This is a genomic window from Collimonas pratensis, from assembly GCF_001584185.1.
Classification (GTDB): Bacteria; Pseudomonadota; Gammaproteobacteria; order Burkholderiales; family Burkholderiaceae_D; genus Collimonas; species Collimonas pratensis.
Map to the genome: position 1 here is coordinate 1,178,771 of NZ_CP013234.1, position 17,668 is coordinate 1,196,438.

Sequence of the window (17,668 nt, forward strand, 5' to 3'; positions counted from 1 at the left end):
CTTAGCAAAATCCCAGCTAGGCGTATAATGCGCGACTGTGGTACAAAACATGCCAGGGAGGATGCTTAAATGACAACCTGGTTTGTGGCGCTGTTGAAAGCGCTGCCGCAATCATTTGGCTCATCTTCCATGAGCTGACACGAAATTCACGAATTCAATTGAAAGCATTAGTGCCTTTTTACGGATACAGAACCCAACCGGCCTCTGGATTCGTTGTTTGAGTGCAACTTGCACCGAAGGCCGCCAACTACCATGTCAGACATACAGTCCGAGATTCAAGCTGAAGCAGCAGTGCCAACCACGCCCTCCGTCCGTTTTGCCGACTTCGGGCTGTCTCCAGATATCTTGCGCGCGCTGAGCGATCAAGGGTATGTGCATCCGACGCCGATCCAGGCCGAAGCCATTCCTATCGTGCTGCAAGGGCGCGACGTCATGGGTGCGGCGCAAACGGGGACCGGCAAGACCGCTGGTTTTTCCCTGCCGATCATCCAGTTGCTGCTAGCGCACGCCAACACCAGCGCCTCGCCGGCGCGGCATCCGGTCAGGGCGCTGATCCTGACGCCGACGCGTGAACTGGCGGATCAGGTCGCGGACAACGTCAAGGCGTATTGCCGTCACACTCCCTTGCGCTCGACAGTGGTGTTTGGCGGCGTCGATATCGCACCGCAAACCGCAGCCTTGCGTTCCGGCATCGAGATCGTGATTGCTACGCCGGGCCGCCTGCTGGACCACGTCCAGCAAAAGACCGTGAACCTGTCGCAGACGCAGATCCTGGTGATGGACGAAGCCGACCGCATGCTGGACATGGGTTTCCTGCCGGACCTGCAGCGCATCATCAACCTGCTGCCGAAAGAGCGCCAGAACCTGATGTTCTCGGCCACTTTCTCCGGCGAAATCAAGAAACTGGCAGGGACTTTCCTCAAGAATCCGGTCACCATCGAAGTCGCGCGCAGCAACGCCACCGCCGACAACGTCACGCAAACCATGTACCGGGTTGACGAGCAGACCAAGGCCCAGGCGGTGTCGTTCATCATCAGTGAACGCAAGCTGAAGCAGGTAATCGTCTTTTCCAACACCAAGATCGGCGCCTCGAAACTGGCGCGTCATCTGGAAAACGAAGGCGTCAAGGCGTCCGCGATCCATGGAGACAAGACGCAGAATGAGCGCATGGCGGCATTGGAAGCGTTCAAGCAAGGCGAGATCGAAGTGCTGGTGGCGACCGACGTCGCGGCGCGCGGCCTGGATATCGCTGAACTGCCTTGCGTGATCAATTTTGATTTGCCGTACAACGCCGAAGACTATGTCCACCGCATCGGCCGTACCGGCCGTGCCGGCGCTTCCGGCGATGCGATTTCCCTGTATGCCGATAAGGACGAGCGTTTGCTGGTCGATATCGAAAAGATGATCAAGTATAAATTCGTACGCGCCGAACTGACCGGGTTTGTCGCCAAGCCGTCGGCCGGCTCTGAACGTTCAGGGCGCCGTGACGGCGCCGATGGCCGTGGCGAGCGTAGCGGCGAACGTGGTGAGCGCAGCGAAGGCCGCAGCGACAGCCGCGGCGCTGCTTCATCTTCCAGCCGCAGCCAGCAGCATACGCGCAGTGCCTACACCTCGACGCCGACCGGTGGCGGACGCCGCGAAAAAATCGATCCGTGGTTCCTCAAGCCTTATGAGCCGACGGCTTCGGCGGATGTCCCGCCCGTGGCTGCAGCGCCTGCAGGCGGTTCCATCAAGTCGTCCAAGGTTAAGCTGGCGGCGCTGCTGGGCGGCGTCCCCAAGGGCTGATCGTTTCAACTCGGGCGAGTCGCTTCCAGATTCGCCCACGCTGCAGTGGCCAAGGGCCAGAATGCGGTGATACTCTCCACTTGCCCGATATCCAATCCCAGAAACCAGGCCGCCTTGATGAGTGCCTGCAGCGGCTGCGTCATGTCGATCGCTTGTGCCCCATTTTGCTTGGATAATTTTTCCCCGTCGGCATTGGTAATCACCGGCACGTGCAGGTATTGCGGCGTCGCCAGCTGCAGCTGGCGCTGCAGGTAGATCTGGCGGCCGGTCGAATCCAGCAAGTCGGCGCCGCGCACCACGTGGGTCACGCCCTGTTCGGCATCATCCACCACCACCGCCAACTGGTAAGCCCAGTAGCCGTCGGCGCGCTTCAGTACAAAATCTCCCACTTCGATCGCCAGGTGCTGCTGTACGCGGCCAAGCCAGCGGTCGTCAAAAATGATCAGTTCATCGATATGCCCTGGATCCGGCACGCGCAGGCGATAGGCGCGGGCCGGCTTGCCGACCGGCAGGCCGCTGCGGCAGGTGCCGGGGTAGACCGCGGCGCCGTCGGCGGCGACGCAGATGCGCGAATCGACGATTTCGCGCCGCGTGCAGCCGCACGGATAAGCCAGTCGTCCGAGCCGGTCAAAAGCTGCTTCATAAGCTGCCCCGCGCCGGCTCTGAAACAGGACCTCGCCATCCCAATGCATGCCGAGTGCGTCGAGGTCCGCCAGGATCGAATCCGCCGCCCCGGCCGCCGTACGGGCTTCGTCGACATCCTCCATGCGCAGCAGCCAGCGGCCATGGCTAGCCTTGGCGTCCAGATAGCTGGCCATCGCCGCCACCAGCGAGCCAGCGTGCAAGGGGCCGGTGGGCGAAGGGGCAAAGCGGCCGGTATAGTTTGCTTGATTAGGCATGGTTGCTCGATTCATGAGGAGATGCCTGCGGCGCCGGCGATCCGAGCAAGGCGCGCTGCGTGGCCGGTTCGCTGAGCTGGGCGATGAACCATTTGAGGGATTTTCCCACGGCTGGCGTGCGCCAGGCGATTTGCGTCTTGTCGCTTGGCTTGGCTTCGGTGGTTTGTTTTTCGATCAGGGCGCCGGAGGCAAAATGGGGAATCGCCATCCAGCGCGGCAGATGGCCGCAGCCGAGGCCGCTCAGCTGGGCCTGCAATTTGGCCGGAACGGAAGGCACGGTCAGGATATCCTGACCATTCAACAGGCCGGAATTGATGCTGGGTAAGGTACGGCCGGTGTCGCCGACGGCAATCGCGCGATATTGCTGCACCAGGCTTGCGGTCAGCGGCTCTGGCGCGTTTGCCAAGGGATGGCCGGGAGCCACGGCGAAGGCCCAATCGATCGTGCCTAGCTGGCGAGTCTGGAAGCCGCCGCTCATGCGAATGCTGTCGGGGCCGCTTTGAGGAGCACCGATCACCAGGTCGGCACGGTCGAACAACAGGGCTTCCCACACGCCCGACAAGGCTTCGTGCGAGATGCGCAGGCGCGTACCGGCATTCTGGCGATCGAAAGCGTCGATCAGCGGTAACAGGCTGTCAAAGGGAATAATACTGTCGAGGACGATGCGCAGTTCAACTTCCCAGCCAGTGGCGGCGCGCTTGACACGCCGTTCAAGTTCTTGCGCCGCCAGCAGAAGATGGCGCCCTTCTGTCAGCAGTTCGAGCCCGGCCACGGTCAGTTTGGCGCGGTGGCCGCGACGGTCGAACAGCAGCACGTCCAGGTCTTCCTCCAGCTTGCGCACGCTGTAAGTCAGTGCAGAAGGCACGCGGTCCAGTTCGATAGCGGCGGCGGCAAAGCTGCCCTTGCGATCTATCGTGTCAAGAATTTGCAGAGCTTCCAGCGTCAGTTTCATTATTGCTTGAAAAGTAAAAAACAGGTGACAGGTATGTAGTGACTCATGGCATACGAATATTGTTAAAATTTCATTCAGATAAATTGAATGATATATCGAAATTTTGCCACTGTCCCAAGCTATTTCTTGCGCCTATAGTGCCAAATAATGCATTGGATAGCTGTATGGATTTTCTATAGTGAAATTATTTTTTTGCATATAAGGTGAGCGGGCTTGTATTCTGGCAAGCCATGCTTAACTGACTGCTGATGCCGTTTTTGGTTCGCCGGAGCGGGAGTTTTTCAGGCCCGCGCCCGCCATCGATTTTCGTTGTTATTTCTCGTTGTTTTATCTTGCTAACTGAGTTTTACATCAAAAGGGTATTCTCATGACCAAAGTTGCTATCGTTTATCATTCAGGCTACGGCCATACGAAGAACCAGGCCGAAGCGGTGCATGCCGGTGTATTGCGCGCGCAAGGCGCGACACCAGAGCTGATCGCTATCGATGCCGAAGGCAATCTGAGCGATGCCGCCTGGGCCTCGCTGGAGGCTGCCGATGCCATCATCTTTGGCACGCCGACCTACATGGGAACGGTATCCTGGCAGTTCAAGAAATTCGCGGATACCTCGTCGAAGCAATGGTTTGGCCAGAAATGGAAAGACAAGATCGCCGCCGGCTTCACCAATTCGGCGACCATGAACGGCGACAAGGGCACCACCATGAGCTACCTGATCACATTCGCTATGCAGCACAGCATGGTGTGGGTCGGCACCGGCCTGATGCCAGCCAACAGCAAGGCGGCGCAACGCAACGACGTCAATTTCGTCGGCGGCTTCTCCGGCGCGCTGGCGCAAAGTCCGTCCGACTCGTCGCCGCAGGAAGGTCCGGCGGCCGGCGATCTGGAAACCGCCAGCCAGTTCGGCCAGCGCGTTGCCGAGACTGCGCAGAAGTTCAATAAGTAATTGATCGTGCGGGGAGGGCGTAGCCCCTCCGCTCGGAAAACAAAAAAAGCCCGCTGCAACTGCCAGCGGGCTTTTTCATGGGCCTGAATTGCGTGATTAAATTGTGCGATTAATGTGCCGTGCTGATGTTCGCTGACGCTGCCGCCTCGGCTGGAATGGTCTCAGGGAGGCAATGCGGGCAGGACTTGCCGGCAACGTATTGCGGCGACAATTGCTGGCGTGGCGTCACCACCGCACGGCAGGCGTAGCATTGCACGGTGGCGGTTTCCTGCAGTTGCGGATTGAGTGCGGTACGATAGTCGAACACGAAGCAATCGCCGTCGTAATGGGCGCCGCCGCATTCCTCGAAATACTTGAGGATGCCGCCTTCCAGCTGGTACACGCTGTCATAGCCGATGTCCTGCATGTGGATCGCCGCTTTTTCGCAACGGATGCCGCCGGTGCAGAAGGTAACAATGGTCTTGCCGGCTAGCTCATCCTTATGCTCGGCGATCACTGCCGGAAACTCGCTGAATTTTTCGATGCGGTAGTCGATCGTGTTTTCAAAGGTGCCGACATCGACTTCAAAGGCGTTGCGGGTATCCAGCATCACCACCGGGCGGCCATTGTCGTCGACGCCCTGGTCCAGCCAGCGCTTCAGAGTCTGCGCCTGCACCGCCGGCGCGCGGCCCAGTTCCGGCTTGATCAGCGGGTGTTTCATGGTGATGATTTCCGCTTTCAGCTTGACCAGCATACGCGTGAACGGTTGCTTTTCCGAGTAGCTTTCCTTGACTTCGATGTCGGCAAAGCGCTCGTCCGCACGGAGCCAGGCCAGAAACTGGTCGATTTGCACACGTTGACCAGCCAGGAACAGGTTGATTCCTTCGGGAGTGAGCAAGATCGTGCCTTTTAGTTGCAATTCCTTACAAATTGCAAGAAATTCAGGGCGCTTCTGTTCCGTGTCTATGAAAGTGACGAATTTATAGGCCGCAATATTGACAAAAGAGTGACTGGACTGCATGGGAAATTTCTCGGTAAGTCGTTGATTTATCAGTATTATAAACGGCGGACATGGGTTTGCCCAATTTTGCTCAAAGTCTGACAGGCCTCGGGGTAAAATACCGCCCATGACGACACCGCAATTTATTCATCTCCGCCTCCACTCTGAGTATTCCATCGTCGATGGCCTGGTGCGCATCGACGACGTAGTGAAAGCAGCAGCCAGCGACGGCCAGGCCGCGCTCGGCATCTCCGACCTGGCCAACCTGTTCGGCATGGTCAAATTCTACAAGGCTGCGCGCGGCAAGGGCATCAAGCCGATCATCGGCTGCGATGTCTGGATCACGAATGACGATGAACGCGACAAGCCGTCGCGTTTGCTGTTGCTGGTCAAGAACCGTAGCGGCTATCTGCAGCTGTGTGAACTGTTGTCGCGCGCCTGGCTGGAAAACCTGCACCGCGGCCGCGCTGAAATCCGTGCCGAATGGCTGGAAGGCCTCAAGGACCACGGAAATGGCAGCGGCAATGGCCTGATTGCCTTGTCGGGCGCGCACTTCGGCGATATCGGCATGGCCATCGATAACGGTAACTCGGAAGCGGCCGAGCGCTGCATCCAGCGTTGGATGAATATTTTCCCGGACAATTTTTACGTCGAAGTGCAACGCGCCGAGCAGCCGAACATGGAAGCGCATGTGCGTCAGGCAGTGGCGCTGGCGGCGAAATTCGGCGTGCCCGTGGTGGCCACCCATCCGACCCAGTTCCTGGACAAGGAAGAATTCATCGCGCACGAAGCGCGCACCTGTATCGCCGAAGGCGAGATGCTGGCGAATGCGCGCCGCGTGCGCCGCTTCAATGTCCAGCAATCGTTCAAGAGCCAGGCCGAGATGGCGGAACTGTTTGCCGACATGCCGGCGGCCTTGCAGAATTCGATTGAAATCGCTAAGCGCTGCAACTTGACGCTGCAGCTGGGCAAGCCGCAACTGCCGGATTTTCCGACGCCGGATGGCATGACCATCGGCGAATTCCTGATACAGCAATCGCAGGAAGGCCTGGAGCTGCGCCTGGTGCACCTGTTCCCGGACGAAGCCAAGCGCGAGCAGCAGCGTCAACGCTACCAGGACCGCCTCAAGTTTGAAACCGACACCATCATCAAGATGGGTTTCCCCGGCTACTTCCTGATCGTTGCCGAGTTTATCCGCTGGGCCAAGCAGAACGGCGTGCCGGTCGGACCGGGACGGGGCTCCGGCGCCGGTTCGCTGGTCGCCTATTCGCTGCAGATCACCGACCTCGATCCACTCAAATACAATCTGCTGTTCGAGCGCTTCCTCAATCCTGAGCGCGTCTCGATGCCCGACTTCGATATCGACTTTTGCCAGGAAGGGCGCGACCGCGTCATCCAGCACGTCAAGGATTTGTACGGCAAGGATGCGGTATCGCAGATCGCCACTTTCGGCACCATGGCGGCCAAAGGCGCGATCCGCGACGTCGGCCGCGTGCTCGACTTCGGCTACAACTTCTGCGACGGCATTTCCAAGCTGATCCCTTTCAAGCCGGGCAAGCATGTGACGATTGCCGATGCGATCCAGGAAGAGCCGATGCTGGCCGAACGCCTGGAGAACGAGGAAGAGGTCAAGCAGCTGCTCAACCTGGCGCAGCAGGTCGAAGGCATTGCCCGCAACATCGGCATGCACGCCGGCGGTGTCCTGATCGCCCCGGGCAAGCTGACAGATTTCTGTCCGCTTTACACCCAGGGCGGCGATGCCGGCGTGGTCTCGCAGTACGACAAGGACGACGTCGAAGCGGTCGGCCTGGTGAAGTTCGACTTCTTGGGTTTGACTACCCTCACGATCCTCGACCGGGCGGTGCGCTACATCAAGCAGCTCGATCCCGCCATGGCCGATTTCAGCCTGGAAAAGCTGCCGCTCAACGACCGTGCGTCCTATGAGCTGCTGACCGCCGCCAAAACGGTCGCCGTGTTCCAGCTGGAAAGCCGCGGCATGCAAGGCATGCTGAAAGATGCGCGGCCCGACCGCTTCGAAGACATTATCGCGCTGGTGGCCTTGTACCGTCCGGGTCCGATGGACCTGATTCCTGATTTCTGCAAGCGCAAGCATGGCGAGCGCTTCGATTATCCGGATCCGCGCACCGAGGGCATCCTGTCCGAAACCTACGGCATCATGGTGTATCAGGAGCAGGTGATGCAGATGGCGCAGGTGGTCGGCGGCTACTCGCTCGGCGGCGCCGATTTGCTGCGGCGGGCGATGGGTAAGAAAAAGGCAGAAGAAATGGCGGAGCACCGCCAGATTTTCCGCGACGGCGCGGCCAAGGACGGCTTGAGCGAAGCCAAGGCCGACGAGATTTTCGACTTGATGGAAAAATTCGCGGGCTACGGCTTCAACAAGTCGCACGCTGCCGCCTATGCGCTGCTGTCGTATCACACCGCCTACCTGAAAGCACACCATCCCGCCGCGTTCATGGCCGCCAACTTGTCGCTGGCGATGGACGACACGGAAAAGATCAAGATCCTGGTGGAAGATTCGCTGGTCATCTGCAAGCTGACCTTGCTACCGCCCGACATCAATCTGTCGGACTACCGTTTCACGCCGGAAGGCGAGCCGGGTAAGAAAGCGACTTTCATTCGTTACGGCCTCGGCGCCGTCAAAGGTTCGGGACAGAATGCGATCGAAGCCATCATCGCCGCCCGCCAGGAAAAACCATTCGTCGACCTCTTCGATTTCTGCCTGCGCGTGGACAAGCGCCAGATCAACCGCCGCACCATTGAGTCGCTGATACGTGCCGGCGCCTTCGACTGCTTCAAGGTCGACCGCGGGATCCTGTTGGCCTCGGTGCCACGTGCGATGGAAGCCGCCGATCAGAAACTGGCGTCAGCCAATCAAGTGAGCCTGTTCGGCGGCGACGACAGCGACCTGGAAGCACCTATCGAATATGTGCAGGCGACGCCATGGACCGACAAGCAGAAACTGACGGAAGAGAAGAGCGCGCTTGGCTTCTATCTGTCAGGACATTTGTTCCATGCCTACGCCGCCGAAGCGCGCCGTTTTGCACGCACGCCGCTGGGCAGCCTGGAACCATCGCGCGAGCCGCGCACCCTGGCCGGCATCATCTCCAGCCTGCGCACTCAGATGACCCAGCGCGGGAAAATGATGATCGTCACCTTGGATGACGGCAGCGCCACGCTTGACGTCACTGTCTATAACGAACAGTTCGAACCGAACAAGGCGTTTTTCAAGGAAGACGAATTTCTGGTAGTGCAGGGCAAGGTGTCGGAAGACCGTTTCAATGGCGGCTTGCGGGTATCGGCAGAAAAGGTGATGGATATTGCTACTGCGCGGATTCATTATGGGCGCCAGCTTGTCCTCTCGTTGTCGTCGCCTGAAGGAATAGTAGATGTTGGGCAGCTGAAAGGGATGTTGTCTGAGCATCGCAGTGATGTCGGTTTGCCTTTGACGGTCCGTTATGCCAATTCTGAGATTGCCTGTGAAATAGCGTTTGGAGAGGCATGGCGGGTTTCCCCGAGTGATGGTTTGCGGGATGTGCTGGTCGAGCGTCTGGGACAACAGGCAATTGCCGTGGAATACTAAATATCCTTGGACGCGACTTGTAACAGCGGCGTGACGGTAAAAAAACCAATGTTGCGACTATATGCAGATTTCGGGAGCCGTTGTCAAAAACGTCGCCACAGTGCTCTAGCATAAGCAGCTGCCTTTCAATTGGAGATTCAATTTGCGTTACCTGAAGTTTGTTATTTTATTTATAGTAATGTGCTTTCCCGTGTTGACGATGACTGTCAAAGGCGGAGCAAATACATGTATATATAGCCTTCTGTTATTGAGCCTGGTCTATTTTGTGTTTCAGCGCAAGCAGGATGCTTTTTCTTTTTCTTATCTATTGAGAAAATACTGGCCGATGCACTTGGCGATGGCGGGAATGATTTTTGCAATTTTAGTGAATCAGATTTCGACCTCCGATTTTTTCCTGAAGACCTACGACACGTCTTCGAGACTGGCTTTTTTCTTACCTATTACCTGGTTGCTGCTGCAAATATCTGCAAGCGATCTGAAGCTGTTTCAATGGGGGCTGGTAGCTGGGGCAGTCGGCTCTGCGATAAAAATAGAATGGATTGGTCTTAATCAATCAAGCATGCCGGGGATTATCGATTTCATGAATAGAATTCCCTATGGCGATGTTTCATTGATGCTGGGAATATTGTCGCTGTTATCCATCGGATGGAATCGGCGGGGCGATAAATTTTCGGTTGCCATTAAAACAATGGGAGGAATTTCCGGCATATATGCTTCTTATCTCTCCGAAGCTAGAGGGGGATGGATAGCTCTTCCAATATTAGCTTTCGTGATCCTATCGATGTTGAATAAAACAAAGCTGAATCATAGATTTGCCATATTTGCTATTGCACTGATTTTAATGGTGTCTACTTACAGTTTTAATAAAATCATCCAAGATCGAGTTCACGCGGCTGCATCGGATATTACAAAATATGTCGATGGCGAAAATCAGGATACTTCCGTTGGCATACGGTTCCAGCTCTGGCGGGGGTCGTGGGTACTATTCAAGGAGCATCCAGTTTTTGGTGTCGGACGTGAAGAGTTTTATCCGGATGCTTTGCAGGATCTTGCCAAGCGGCATGTCATTACCCAGCAAGCGACTGATTTTGGGCACTCGCACAATGAATTTTTCTACAATATGGCAACGCTTGGCATATTTGGATTATTAGCTATTCTGGCTATATTTTTTGTGCCCGGGTATTATTTTCTCCAGGCAACGAGGCATTCGGATCGTGATATCAAAACTGCCGGTCGCATGGGTTTGACTTTATGTCTCGGATTTCTCATATTTGGATTAACGGAAGCGATATTTTTCATGCCAGCGATTTGCGCATTTTTTAGCATGAGCGTCGCTGTATGTTTTGCTTTTGTCGTCAAGCGAAAAGAAGCGCTGGCCAGCAGCTAAACAAGAATATTTTTCAACGCATCTTTCACTCGAACAAACGCAAAAGAATTTATGTCAGATAAAGCATGAGTATATCTTCCTATTTGAAGCGCCTGGCTGTAATGCATCAGCCGTACAAGAAGCGCATGGCGCTGGCCTTTCTGGGCATGATAGTCACCGCGGCTACGGAGCCACTGGTAGCCTATATTTTTAAAATTTTGCTGGACCATGGATTTGTCGAAAAGCCGACCTTTCCTTTATGGCTGGTGCCTGTAGCCGTGGTGGGAGCCTTCGTCGCCCGAGGCGCATCGACCTTCCTTACCACTTATATGATGAACTGGGTATCAACCCGCGTGCTGAACACCTTGCGTCGGCAGATGTTCAACCGGATGCTGCTGGTGTCGATTGATTTTCACGCTAGCCACTCGGTCGGTCAGGTGATCAATTCCATCATGTTTGAAGTGCAGCAAATCATTGAAATGATCACCAAGCTGTTTACTTCGATTGTCCGCTGCAGCCTGACCGTTCTTGGCTTGCTGGCCTATATGCTGTACATCAGCTGGACCTTGACGATTGTTGCGTTTGTGTTGATGCCCTTGATGATGCTGGTGGTGCGTCTGACAGCCAAGCGTCTGAAGAAATTGAATAAGGACTCGCTGGCAGTCAATGCGGAGTTGACTCAGGTCATCGAAGAAACAACGCGGGCGCAGCAGGTAGTGAAGATTTTCGGCGGCGAGGATTATGAGAGAAGCCGCTTCGAGCAGCGCGCCGACAATCTGCGCAGCTACAGCATGCGCCTGACCAGCACCTTTGCCGCGACCGTGCCTGTGACGCAGATCATGACGGCCTGTGCCATGTCGGTCATGATCATGATGGCGTTGATCCAGGCCAGTCACAATCAGATCACCGTCGGTGGCTTCATTTCGTTTTTTACGGCGATGATTGCATTACTGGCGCCGCTCAAGCAATTGGCTGAGGTCAACGGCCCATTGCAGCGTGGGATGGCCGCGGCGGAAGCCGTGTTTACCCTGATTGACAGCCCGGTTGAACGTAGCGGCGGCAAGCAGCTTGCAGAGCGCGCGTTGGGTAAAGTTGATTTTCAGGATGTGTGTTTTGCTTATCCCAAGCAGGACAAGCTCGCATTAAACAATATCAACCTGAGTGTTGCACCCGGCGAAACGATCGCCTTCGTCGGCATGTCCGGCGGTGGCAAGTCGACGCTGGTAAATCTGATTCCCGGTTTTTATGCAGTCACAAGCGGGAAAATCTTGCTGGATGACCAGAATATCAACGATATTTCCTTGACCAGCTTGCGCCGGCAGATTGCCATGGTGAGCCAGCACGTGGTGCTGTTCAACGATACAATCGCCGCCAATATCGCCTATGGCGATGCGGCGCCGGACCGAGAACGCGTCGAAGCGGCCGCCAAGGCCGCCTATCTGACCGAGATGATCGCCGGCTTGCCTGAGGGGATGGAAACCCAGATTGGCGACAATGGCTCGCGCCTATCTGGGGGACAACGCCAGCGCCTGGCGATGGCGCGAGCAATTTACAAGGATGCGCCAATCCTGATTCTGGATGAGGCGACCTCAGCGCTGGATACCGAATCGGAGCGTGCGGTGCAGGCGGCATTGGATCAACTGATGCTGGGTCGCACAACATTTGTGATCGCGCATCGCTTGTCGACTATCGAGCGAGCAAGTCGCATTGTGGTGTTATCCGCCGGCAGTATTGTTGAAGTCGGGACGCATCAGGAGCTGCTGGCCAAGCAGGGAGCGTATGCCAATCTATATTATTTGCAGTTCTCAAAAGAAGTGCCGGTGGAGCTGATATGAATTTATCTTGAATCTCAAAGTCGACAAGAATTGATAAGCGATGATAACTTCATTTGCAGCTTGCGATATGCATGCTGGCGAGGCGTTGGCAATGCATGCAGGCAAAGCGGGCAACATGGAAAATGACCAGGAATTTCATATTGCGTTTGGAGTGGATGCCAATTATTTCAGAGGCATGGGCGTCGCTATTGCTTCCATAGTGGAAAAGAATCGCGCAACACATTTCGTTTTCCATGTTTTTGCATTCCAGGTCTCTGACGCCGACCAGCGGCGGCTGGACCAACTGAAGAAAGCGGGCAGTGTTGACGTAGTGGTGCACATTATTGATCCATCCGTATTTGATGAATTTAGTGCATTCCCGAGTTTTTCCCATTTTTCTTCTGCAATATTCACCCGGCTTCTGATTCCGGCTGCATTGCAGCGAATTACAAAAAGGGTGCTATATGTCGATGCGGATGTGCTTTGTGTCGATAGTATTGCCGAGCTGATTTCGCTTGATATAAGCAATGCGATTGCCGCTGTAGTCGAAGACAGCGGCGCTGAAGCCGTAAAAATGCAGTGCGAGAAACTTGATCTCGAGCATCGCCGTTATTTCAATTCCGGTATCTTGTACATAAATATTGAAAACTGGATAGCCAATAACATTACGCAGCTGACTATTCTGAAAGTGCTGGAAAGTGAAAAGAAATTCATGTTTCCGGATCAAGACGCGTTAAATATCATATTGGATGGAAGAGCCACATTTATTGATCCGAAGTGGAATTTTCAATATAACGTAGAAGGCTTCCTCAAGCAGGGAGATGTTGAATTTACATATCCTCGAGAAGTGAAATTCATTCACTTTACCGGCAGGTTGAAGCCTTGGCATAACTGGAATCTGCATAAGTCAAAATATCTGTTCCAGAAATACCAGAAGGTTTCGCCGTGGGCTGCCATGCCTCTGGATGCGCCGAGAAATCACAAAGAGATGAAAATGTTTTCCCAGTTCCTGTTCAAGCGGAAACACGTGATCAAGGGCGTGGCCTGGTACTGTAGATATATGCTGAACAGATTCATGACAGTGACCTTGAAGTCGCAGTGAACGTATCCTTGATTTATGTGCTTATTTCTCCTTAAGCATACCCTTATAAGAATTTGAAGCAGTGGATTTCATACTATGCAATCATTAGTTCCAGATGAAGTAATACAGAAATCTGACAAAATTTTGTTTATCGCCCATCTTGCTCTCGGCGATTTCACTTATTTGCAAAACTGCTTCCAGGCTTTCGCCAAAGCTTTCCCCCATATCAAGATCCACATCTGGGTAGACGAGGTGCGCCGCACCAGCAAGACCGAGGCGTGGCCGTTCCTGAAAAAGTACGCCTTGTATGACTGGCTGGCCGAATGCCCTTTCGTTGAACGGATTTATCAACAGACCTATAGCCCAGCCTTGTTTGAACAATCGATCGCCGAGGCGCAGCAGCAAGACTATCCGCTGGTGGTGTCGCTATCGACCTTGCGGCCGCCGATGTACGCGACGCTGGCGCGCCAGATCAGTCCGCGCGGCTTTGTGGCTGGGATGAAAAAGCCCTTTGGCATGCTCGCCGTGCACAAGCGCCTGGCATACCGCAAGCTGGATGCTGCCCTCGATCCGGACCATGGCGTGCGCTCCGGCATGCATATCAGCGAAGTTTACGCCGGCTGGTTCCAGCAACTGTTCGGCATGCCTGCCGCTGGCGCTGAGCGCTATCCGTTCGTACAGATTCCGGCGCAATGGCAAAGCTATGCGCAAAATCAGCTGCGGGAATGGGGATTCAAATATCAGGAACAAGCGGCGGGCAAGCTGCTGTTTATCAATCCTTATGCCAAGAACAACAAGCGCTGCTGGCCGTTGGAGCGGGTGGTTGAGCTGGTGGCTGCCCTGAACCAGCTGGATGCATGGCGCGGCGCGCATTTCATCGTCAATGTGGTGCCGGAAGAGATGGCGCATGCTCAGCAGTTTTTTGCACAGCACGCGGCACAGCAGGTACGTCTGTTCAGCGCCCAGGAGAATTTCTTCCAGTTGCCGGCGATGCTGAGCGAATGCGATCTGATCGTGTCGGTTGAAACTGCCGTGATGCATCTGGCGAATGCCGTGCATGTGCCGGTGGTGGCCCTGATGCGGCAAAAGAATCCGGAATGGGCGCCAATCGACCAGGAGCACAGTGTCGTGATCACCACGGCAAACAGGCGTGATTGGGTGAAGGCGATTACCGTTGCGCAGGTAGTCGATATCCTGGGACGATGACAGGATGACGTCTTCCATGAATAAGGATAGTGCGGTTGATGTAGCAAAGCCTTTGCATATCGCCTTTGGCGTAGACAGCAATTATTTTCTCGGCATGGGTGTCGCCATGGTGTCGGTGCTGGAAAACAATCGTGACCAGGCGCTGATTTTCCACGTGCTGACGCCGTCGATTTCCGATGGAAATGCTGCCAGGCTGCGCCAGCTTGAGGCGCGCTATGGAACCGAGATCAAGGTGCATATCATCGATTCGTCGGTTTTCGACGAGTTCGCCGTTTTCCCAAGCTTCAGTCAGTATTCGGCGGCGATTTTCAGCCGTCTGCTGATTGCCGGGACGCTACAGGGCGTCACCGATAAGGTGCTTTACCTGGATGCCGACATTGTCTGCCAGGGCAGCGTCGCGGAGCTGATGGCTATCGACATCGATGATGTTGTGGTGGCGGCGGTCGACGACGTCGGCAGCATCGCTGAGAAGCAGATTGCAAGCCTGCAGCTGGCGCACCAGCGCTATTTCAACTCCGGTGTCCTGTACATCAACGTCGACAACTGGATGGCCAGCGATGTCTGGCACGGCGCGGTAAAGGCGATTCTGGGAGCCAGCAAGAAATTCTCATTCCCGGACCAGGATGCCCTGAATATCGTCCTGGACGGCCGCGCCAAAATCATGGCGTCGAAATTCAACTGGATGTATGACCTGTTTGGCGAAACGTCCTCCGGCAAGAAAATTGCCAAGGATGCGCTATTCGTCCATTTCGTCGGCCGCCTGAAGCCCTGGCACAATTGGTGCTGCAATCCGGAAAACCAGCTGTTCCTCAAGTACAAGGCGATTTCGCCCTGGGCAGACGCCGACTTGTATCCGCCGAAAAACTACAAGGAAATCCGCATGTATTCGCAGGGTTTGCGCAAGTCCGGACGGCTGTTGCAAGGCTGGCTCTGGTACGCCAGATTCGTGCTGAATAAATTTTCCGTCAAATAGGGGCCGCGCAGCCTAGAGATCTATCGCTGATTGCGCTTTTGATCCAACCACTCAAGCACTATTTTTTCCACTTGTTCTGGCATGATGCTGCGCATGCACTCGCAAGTCATAGCGTGCTTGATTTTGCAGCCAGGGCAATTCATCTGCTGTGACAAGGATTGGGCGCGGGGGCCCAGCGCACCCCAGCGGCCAGGATGCATCGAGCGTGCGGTCGGAAACAGGCCGATGGTGCGCTGGCCGAACGCCGCCGACATATGCAGCGGCCCGGTGCCGCTGGCGATCAGGCCGTCGGCAGCCTGGATGAAACAGGCCAGTTGCGCCAGCGTGAACTGGCCGCAGACATTGCTCACGTTCGGCAGCTGCAACAGGTCGGGTGCATGCTCTGTCAGCCACTGGCCTTCGGCAGCGCTGCCAGTTACCCACACATGTATGTCAGGATGCCGCTCCAGCGATTTAGCCAGCTGCACGAAATGGTCGCTTGGCCATTCACGCCCGTGGCCATTGGATTTCGGGTGGAAGATCAGGTTGAAGCGATATGGCTGCAGCAGCCGGTCCAGCGCCGCCTCGTGCGGAATCTGGAAGTGATACATGGCCGGTAGTTCAGACAGCTTCGGCACGTACCTGATGCCTAGCGGGCGCAGGTACTTGAAGTTGAGCTGTGCTTCGTGGCTGTCGGATCCGCCGCGCGTGAAATGGACAGGGCGGTTGCAATACCACCAGTTGAACCAGGTGCGGTAAGCATTGCCGATGCGTACCGGCACGCGCGCCTTGCTGGCTGCGGCAGCCAGGCGTTTGTCGAGCTGCGCAAAGATGACGGTATCGATATCGGATTGCCTGAAAAAGGCCTCCGGATCGCTCAGGCTTTCCATTTCGATTACGGCGTCCACCGTCGTACAGTAACGCACCACCGGCGCTGCGTAGGCGCGGCACAGGAAGCTGATCCTGATCTCAGGGAAGTGCCGCTTGATATATGCGGTCAGAGGGAGCGTGAGGACGACATCGCCGATGTTATCGGTGCGACAGATCAGGATATGCGAAATTGCCATGGTCAAATCGATTTGCAAAAGGCTGGGTAAGTGTCAGGCGGCGCTTATCTGGCCGCCAGGTATTTCATGTACCACTTGAAGCTGTCCAGTACTTGCCCGCGTTTCATCAGGAAGCGCGAATACATGCGCATCTCTTTGTAGTTGCGCGGCGCCTTGTCCAGCGCCAGGTCGGCCCAGGGCGAGAGCGCCTGGTACTTGACGAACAAGTCCCGGGAGGCATGCAGGCACCAGTCGTTCCATGGCTTGACAGCGCCGGCGAAGTGGATGAAGACGACGTCGCCGATGTCGCGCATCTGGCGCTTGTCTTTTTCCAGGTCATGGATCAGGTCATACAGGAAATTCCATTTGCGCGGGATGTACTGGATTTTCCCTTCCAGCACCACGTTCAGCGCATCCTGGTCGGGGAAGCGGTAGTCCTTGCCGTTCTCCAGGATGGCATGGATGGTTTTCTCGGTGATTTCCTGCGTCATCCAGTTCTCGACATGCATGTACATCACGCCGGAATTGAAGTACTTGCCCGATGCCAGTTGCAAGGCCGCGCAGCGCCTTCTGGTAGTTTCGTCCGCATCGGGCACCACAATCGCCGCGCTGTCGCCGAACTCCATGCTGAGCAGCTCGGCCATGCTGCCGACGCACAGGATGTCGGCGTCCAGGTACAGCACCTTGTCGCACAGTCCGCGCAAGGTCGAGGGAATCAGCAGGCGCGTGAAGATGGTCGGCGAGTAGTAGGAAAACTGCGAGATGTGGGCAAATGGCTTGAACACCTCCGGATCGATGATGTGGATGTGTGTCTTCAGGCCGTGCATCTGTTCCAGCTTCTGGAAGCGTGCACGATTGTCGTCGGAAAGCTTGAAGGCGAATACATGAAAGGTGAATTTCACGCCCGGGCTGTTGGCGATGATGGAAGCGATGGTCGCGCCCATGCTGCGGCAATAGTGGTCGTCGACACAAAAGGCGATGTGGAAAGAATCGTCCACGATAGCGTCAGGCGGGGAAGCCGGTAAAGAATTGTTCATGCAAACC

General features: G+C 55.7%; 13 protein-coding genes. 8 read left to right on the top strand and 5 right to left on the bottom strand.

The window, feature by feature from the left end:
* The first annotated feature begins 252 nt into the window (after positions 1 to 252).
* The gene (locus tag CPter91_RS05320) at positions 253 to 1,785 is read left to right on the top strand and encodes a DEAD/DEAH box helicase (RefSeq protein WP_061937917.1); all 1,533 of its coding nucleotides are present in this window, start codon (positions 253 to 255) and stop codon (positions 1,783 to 1,785) included.
* A 5-nt stretch (positions 1,786 to 1,790) separates the two neighbouring features.
* On the opposite strand, the gene gluQRS is transcribed toward CPter91_RS05320, so the two are convergent.
* On the bottom strand, positions 1,791 to 2,684 hold the full coding sequence (gluQRS, locus tag CPter91_RS05325) for a tRNA glutamyl-Q(34) synthetase GluQRS (RefSeq protein ID WP_061937918.1): 894 nt from the start codon (positions 2,682 to 2,684) through the stop codon (positions 1,791 to 1,793).
* A complete protein-coding gene (locus CPter91_RS05330) occupies positions 2,677 to 3,636 on the bottom strand; it encodes a LysR family transcriptional regulator (RefSeq protein ID WP_061937920.1) in 960 nt (319 codons plus the stop codon). Before CPter91_RS05330 ends, gluQRS begins: the two co-directional genes overlap by 8 nt.
* A 367-nt stretch (positions 3,637 to 4,003) precedes the next feature.
* On the opposite strand from CPter91_RS05330, the gene CPter91_RS05335 reads away from it, so the two are divergent.
* The gene (locus CPter91_RS05335; protein WP_061937922.1) at positions 4,004 to 4,579 is read left to right on the top strand and encodes a flavodoxin family protein; all 576 of its coding nucleotides are present in this window, start codon (positions 4,004 to 4,006) and stop codon (positions 4,577 to 4,579) included.
* Positions 4,580 to 4,688: 109 nt separating this feature from the next.
* On the opposite strand, the gene CPter91_RS05340 is transcribed toward CPter91_RS05335, so the two are convergent.
* On the bottom strand, positions 4,689 to 5,579 hold the full coding sequence (locus tag CPter91_RS05340; protein ID WP_061937926.1) for a sulfurtransferase: 891 nt from the start codon (positions 5,577 to 5,579) through the stop codon (positions 4,689 to 4,691).
* A 106-nt stretch (positions 5,580 to 5,685) separates the two neighbouring features.
* On the opposite strand from CPter91_RS05340, the gene dnaE reads away from it, so the two are divergent.
* From dnaE to CPter91_RS05370, 6 genes are all read left to right on the top strand, one after another.
* Positions 5,686 to 9,159 (top strand): DNA polymerase III subunit alpha, encoded by a 3,474-nt coding sequence (dnaE, locus tag CPter91_RS05345; RefSeq protein WP_061937929.1) that lies wholly within the window; start codon positions 5,686 to 5,688, stop codon positions 9,157 to 9,159.
* 142 nt (positions 9,160 to 9,301) lie between these two features.
* Positions 9,302 to 10,546, top strand: coding sequence for an O-antigen ligase family protein (locus CPter91_RS05350; protein ID WP_061937931.1), 1,245 nt, complete (start codon positions 9,302 to 9,304; stop codon positions 10,544 to 10,546).
* 65 nt (positions 10,547 to 10,611) lie between these two features.
* Positions 10,612 to 12,360 carry a lipid A export permease/ATP-binding protein MsbA gene (gene msbA / locus CPter91_RS05355; protein ID WP_061937934.1) on the top strand — a complete coding sequence of 583 codons (1,749 nt, stop codon included), beginning with the start codon at positions 10,612 to 10,614 and terminating at the stop codon, positions 12,358 to 12,360.
* Positions 12,361 to 12,400: 40 nt separating this feature from the next.
* The gene (locus tag CPter91_RS05360) at positions 12,401 to 13,441 is read left to right on the top strand and encodes a glycosyltransferase family 8 protein (RefSeq protein WP_061937937.1); all 1,041 of its coding nucleotides are present in this window, start codon (positions 12,401 to 12,403) and stop codon (positions 13,439 to 13,441) included.
* A gap of 75 nt (positions 13,442 to 13,516) precedes the next feature.
* Positions 13,517 to 14,626, top strand: a complete 1,110-nt coding sequence (locus tag CPter91_RS05365; RefSeq protein ID WP_061937940.1) for a glycosyltransferase family 9 protein — start codon at positions 13,517 to 13,519, stop codon at positions 14,624 to 14,626.
* Positions 14,627 to 14,642: 16 nt separating this feature from the next.
* Entirely contained in the window at positions 14,643 to 15,599 is a 957-nt protein-coding gene (locus tag CPter91_RS05370) for a glycosyltransferase family 8 protein (protein ID WP_167595130.1), read from the top strand.
* Positions 15,600 to 15,619: 20 nt separating this feature from the next.
* On the opposite strand, the gene CPter91_RS05375 is transcribed toward CPter91_RS05370, so the two are convergent.
* Both CPter91_RS05375 and CPter91_RS05380 read right to left on the bottom strand, forming a co-directional pair.
* Complete coding sequence (locus CPter91_RS05375) at positions 15,620 to 16,645, bottom strand: glycosyltransferase family 9 protein (RefSeq protein WP_061945862.1); 1,026 nt, start codon at positions 16,643 to 16,645, stop codon at positions 15,620 to 15,622.
* Positions 16,646 to 16,689: 44 nt separating this feature from the next.
* Positions 16,690 to 17,661, bottom strand: coding sequence for a glycosyltransferase family 8 protein (locus tag CPter91_RS05380; RefSeq protein ID WP_061937945.1), 972 nt, complete (start codon positions 17,659 to 17,661; stop codon positions 16,690 to 16,692).
* Between the last annotated feature and the right edge of the window lie 7 nt (positions 17,662 to 17,668).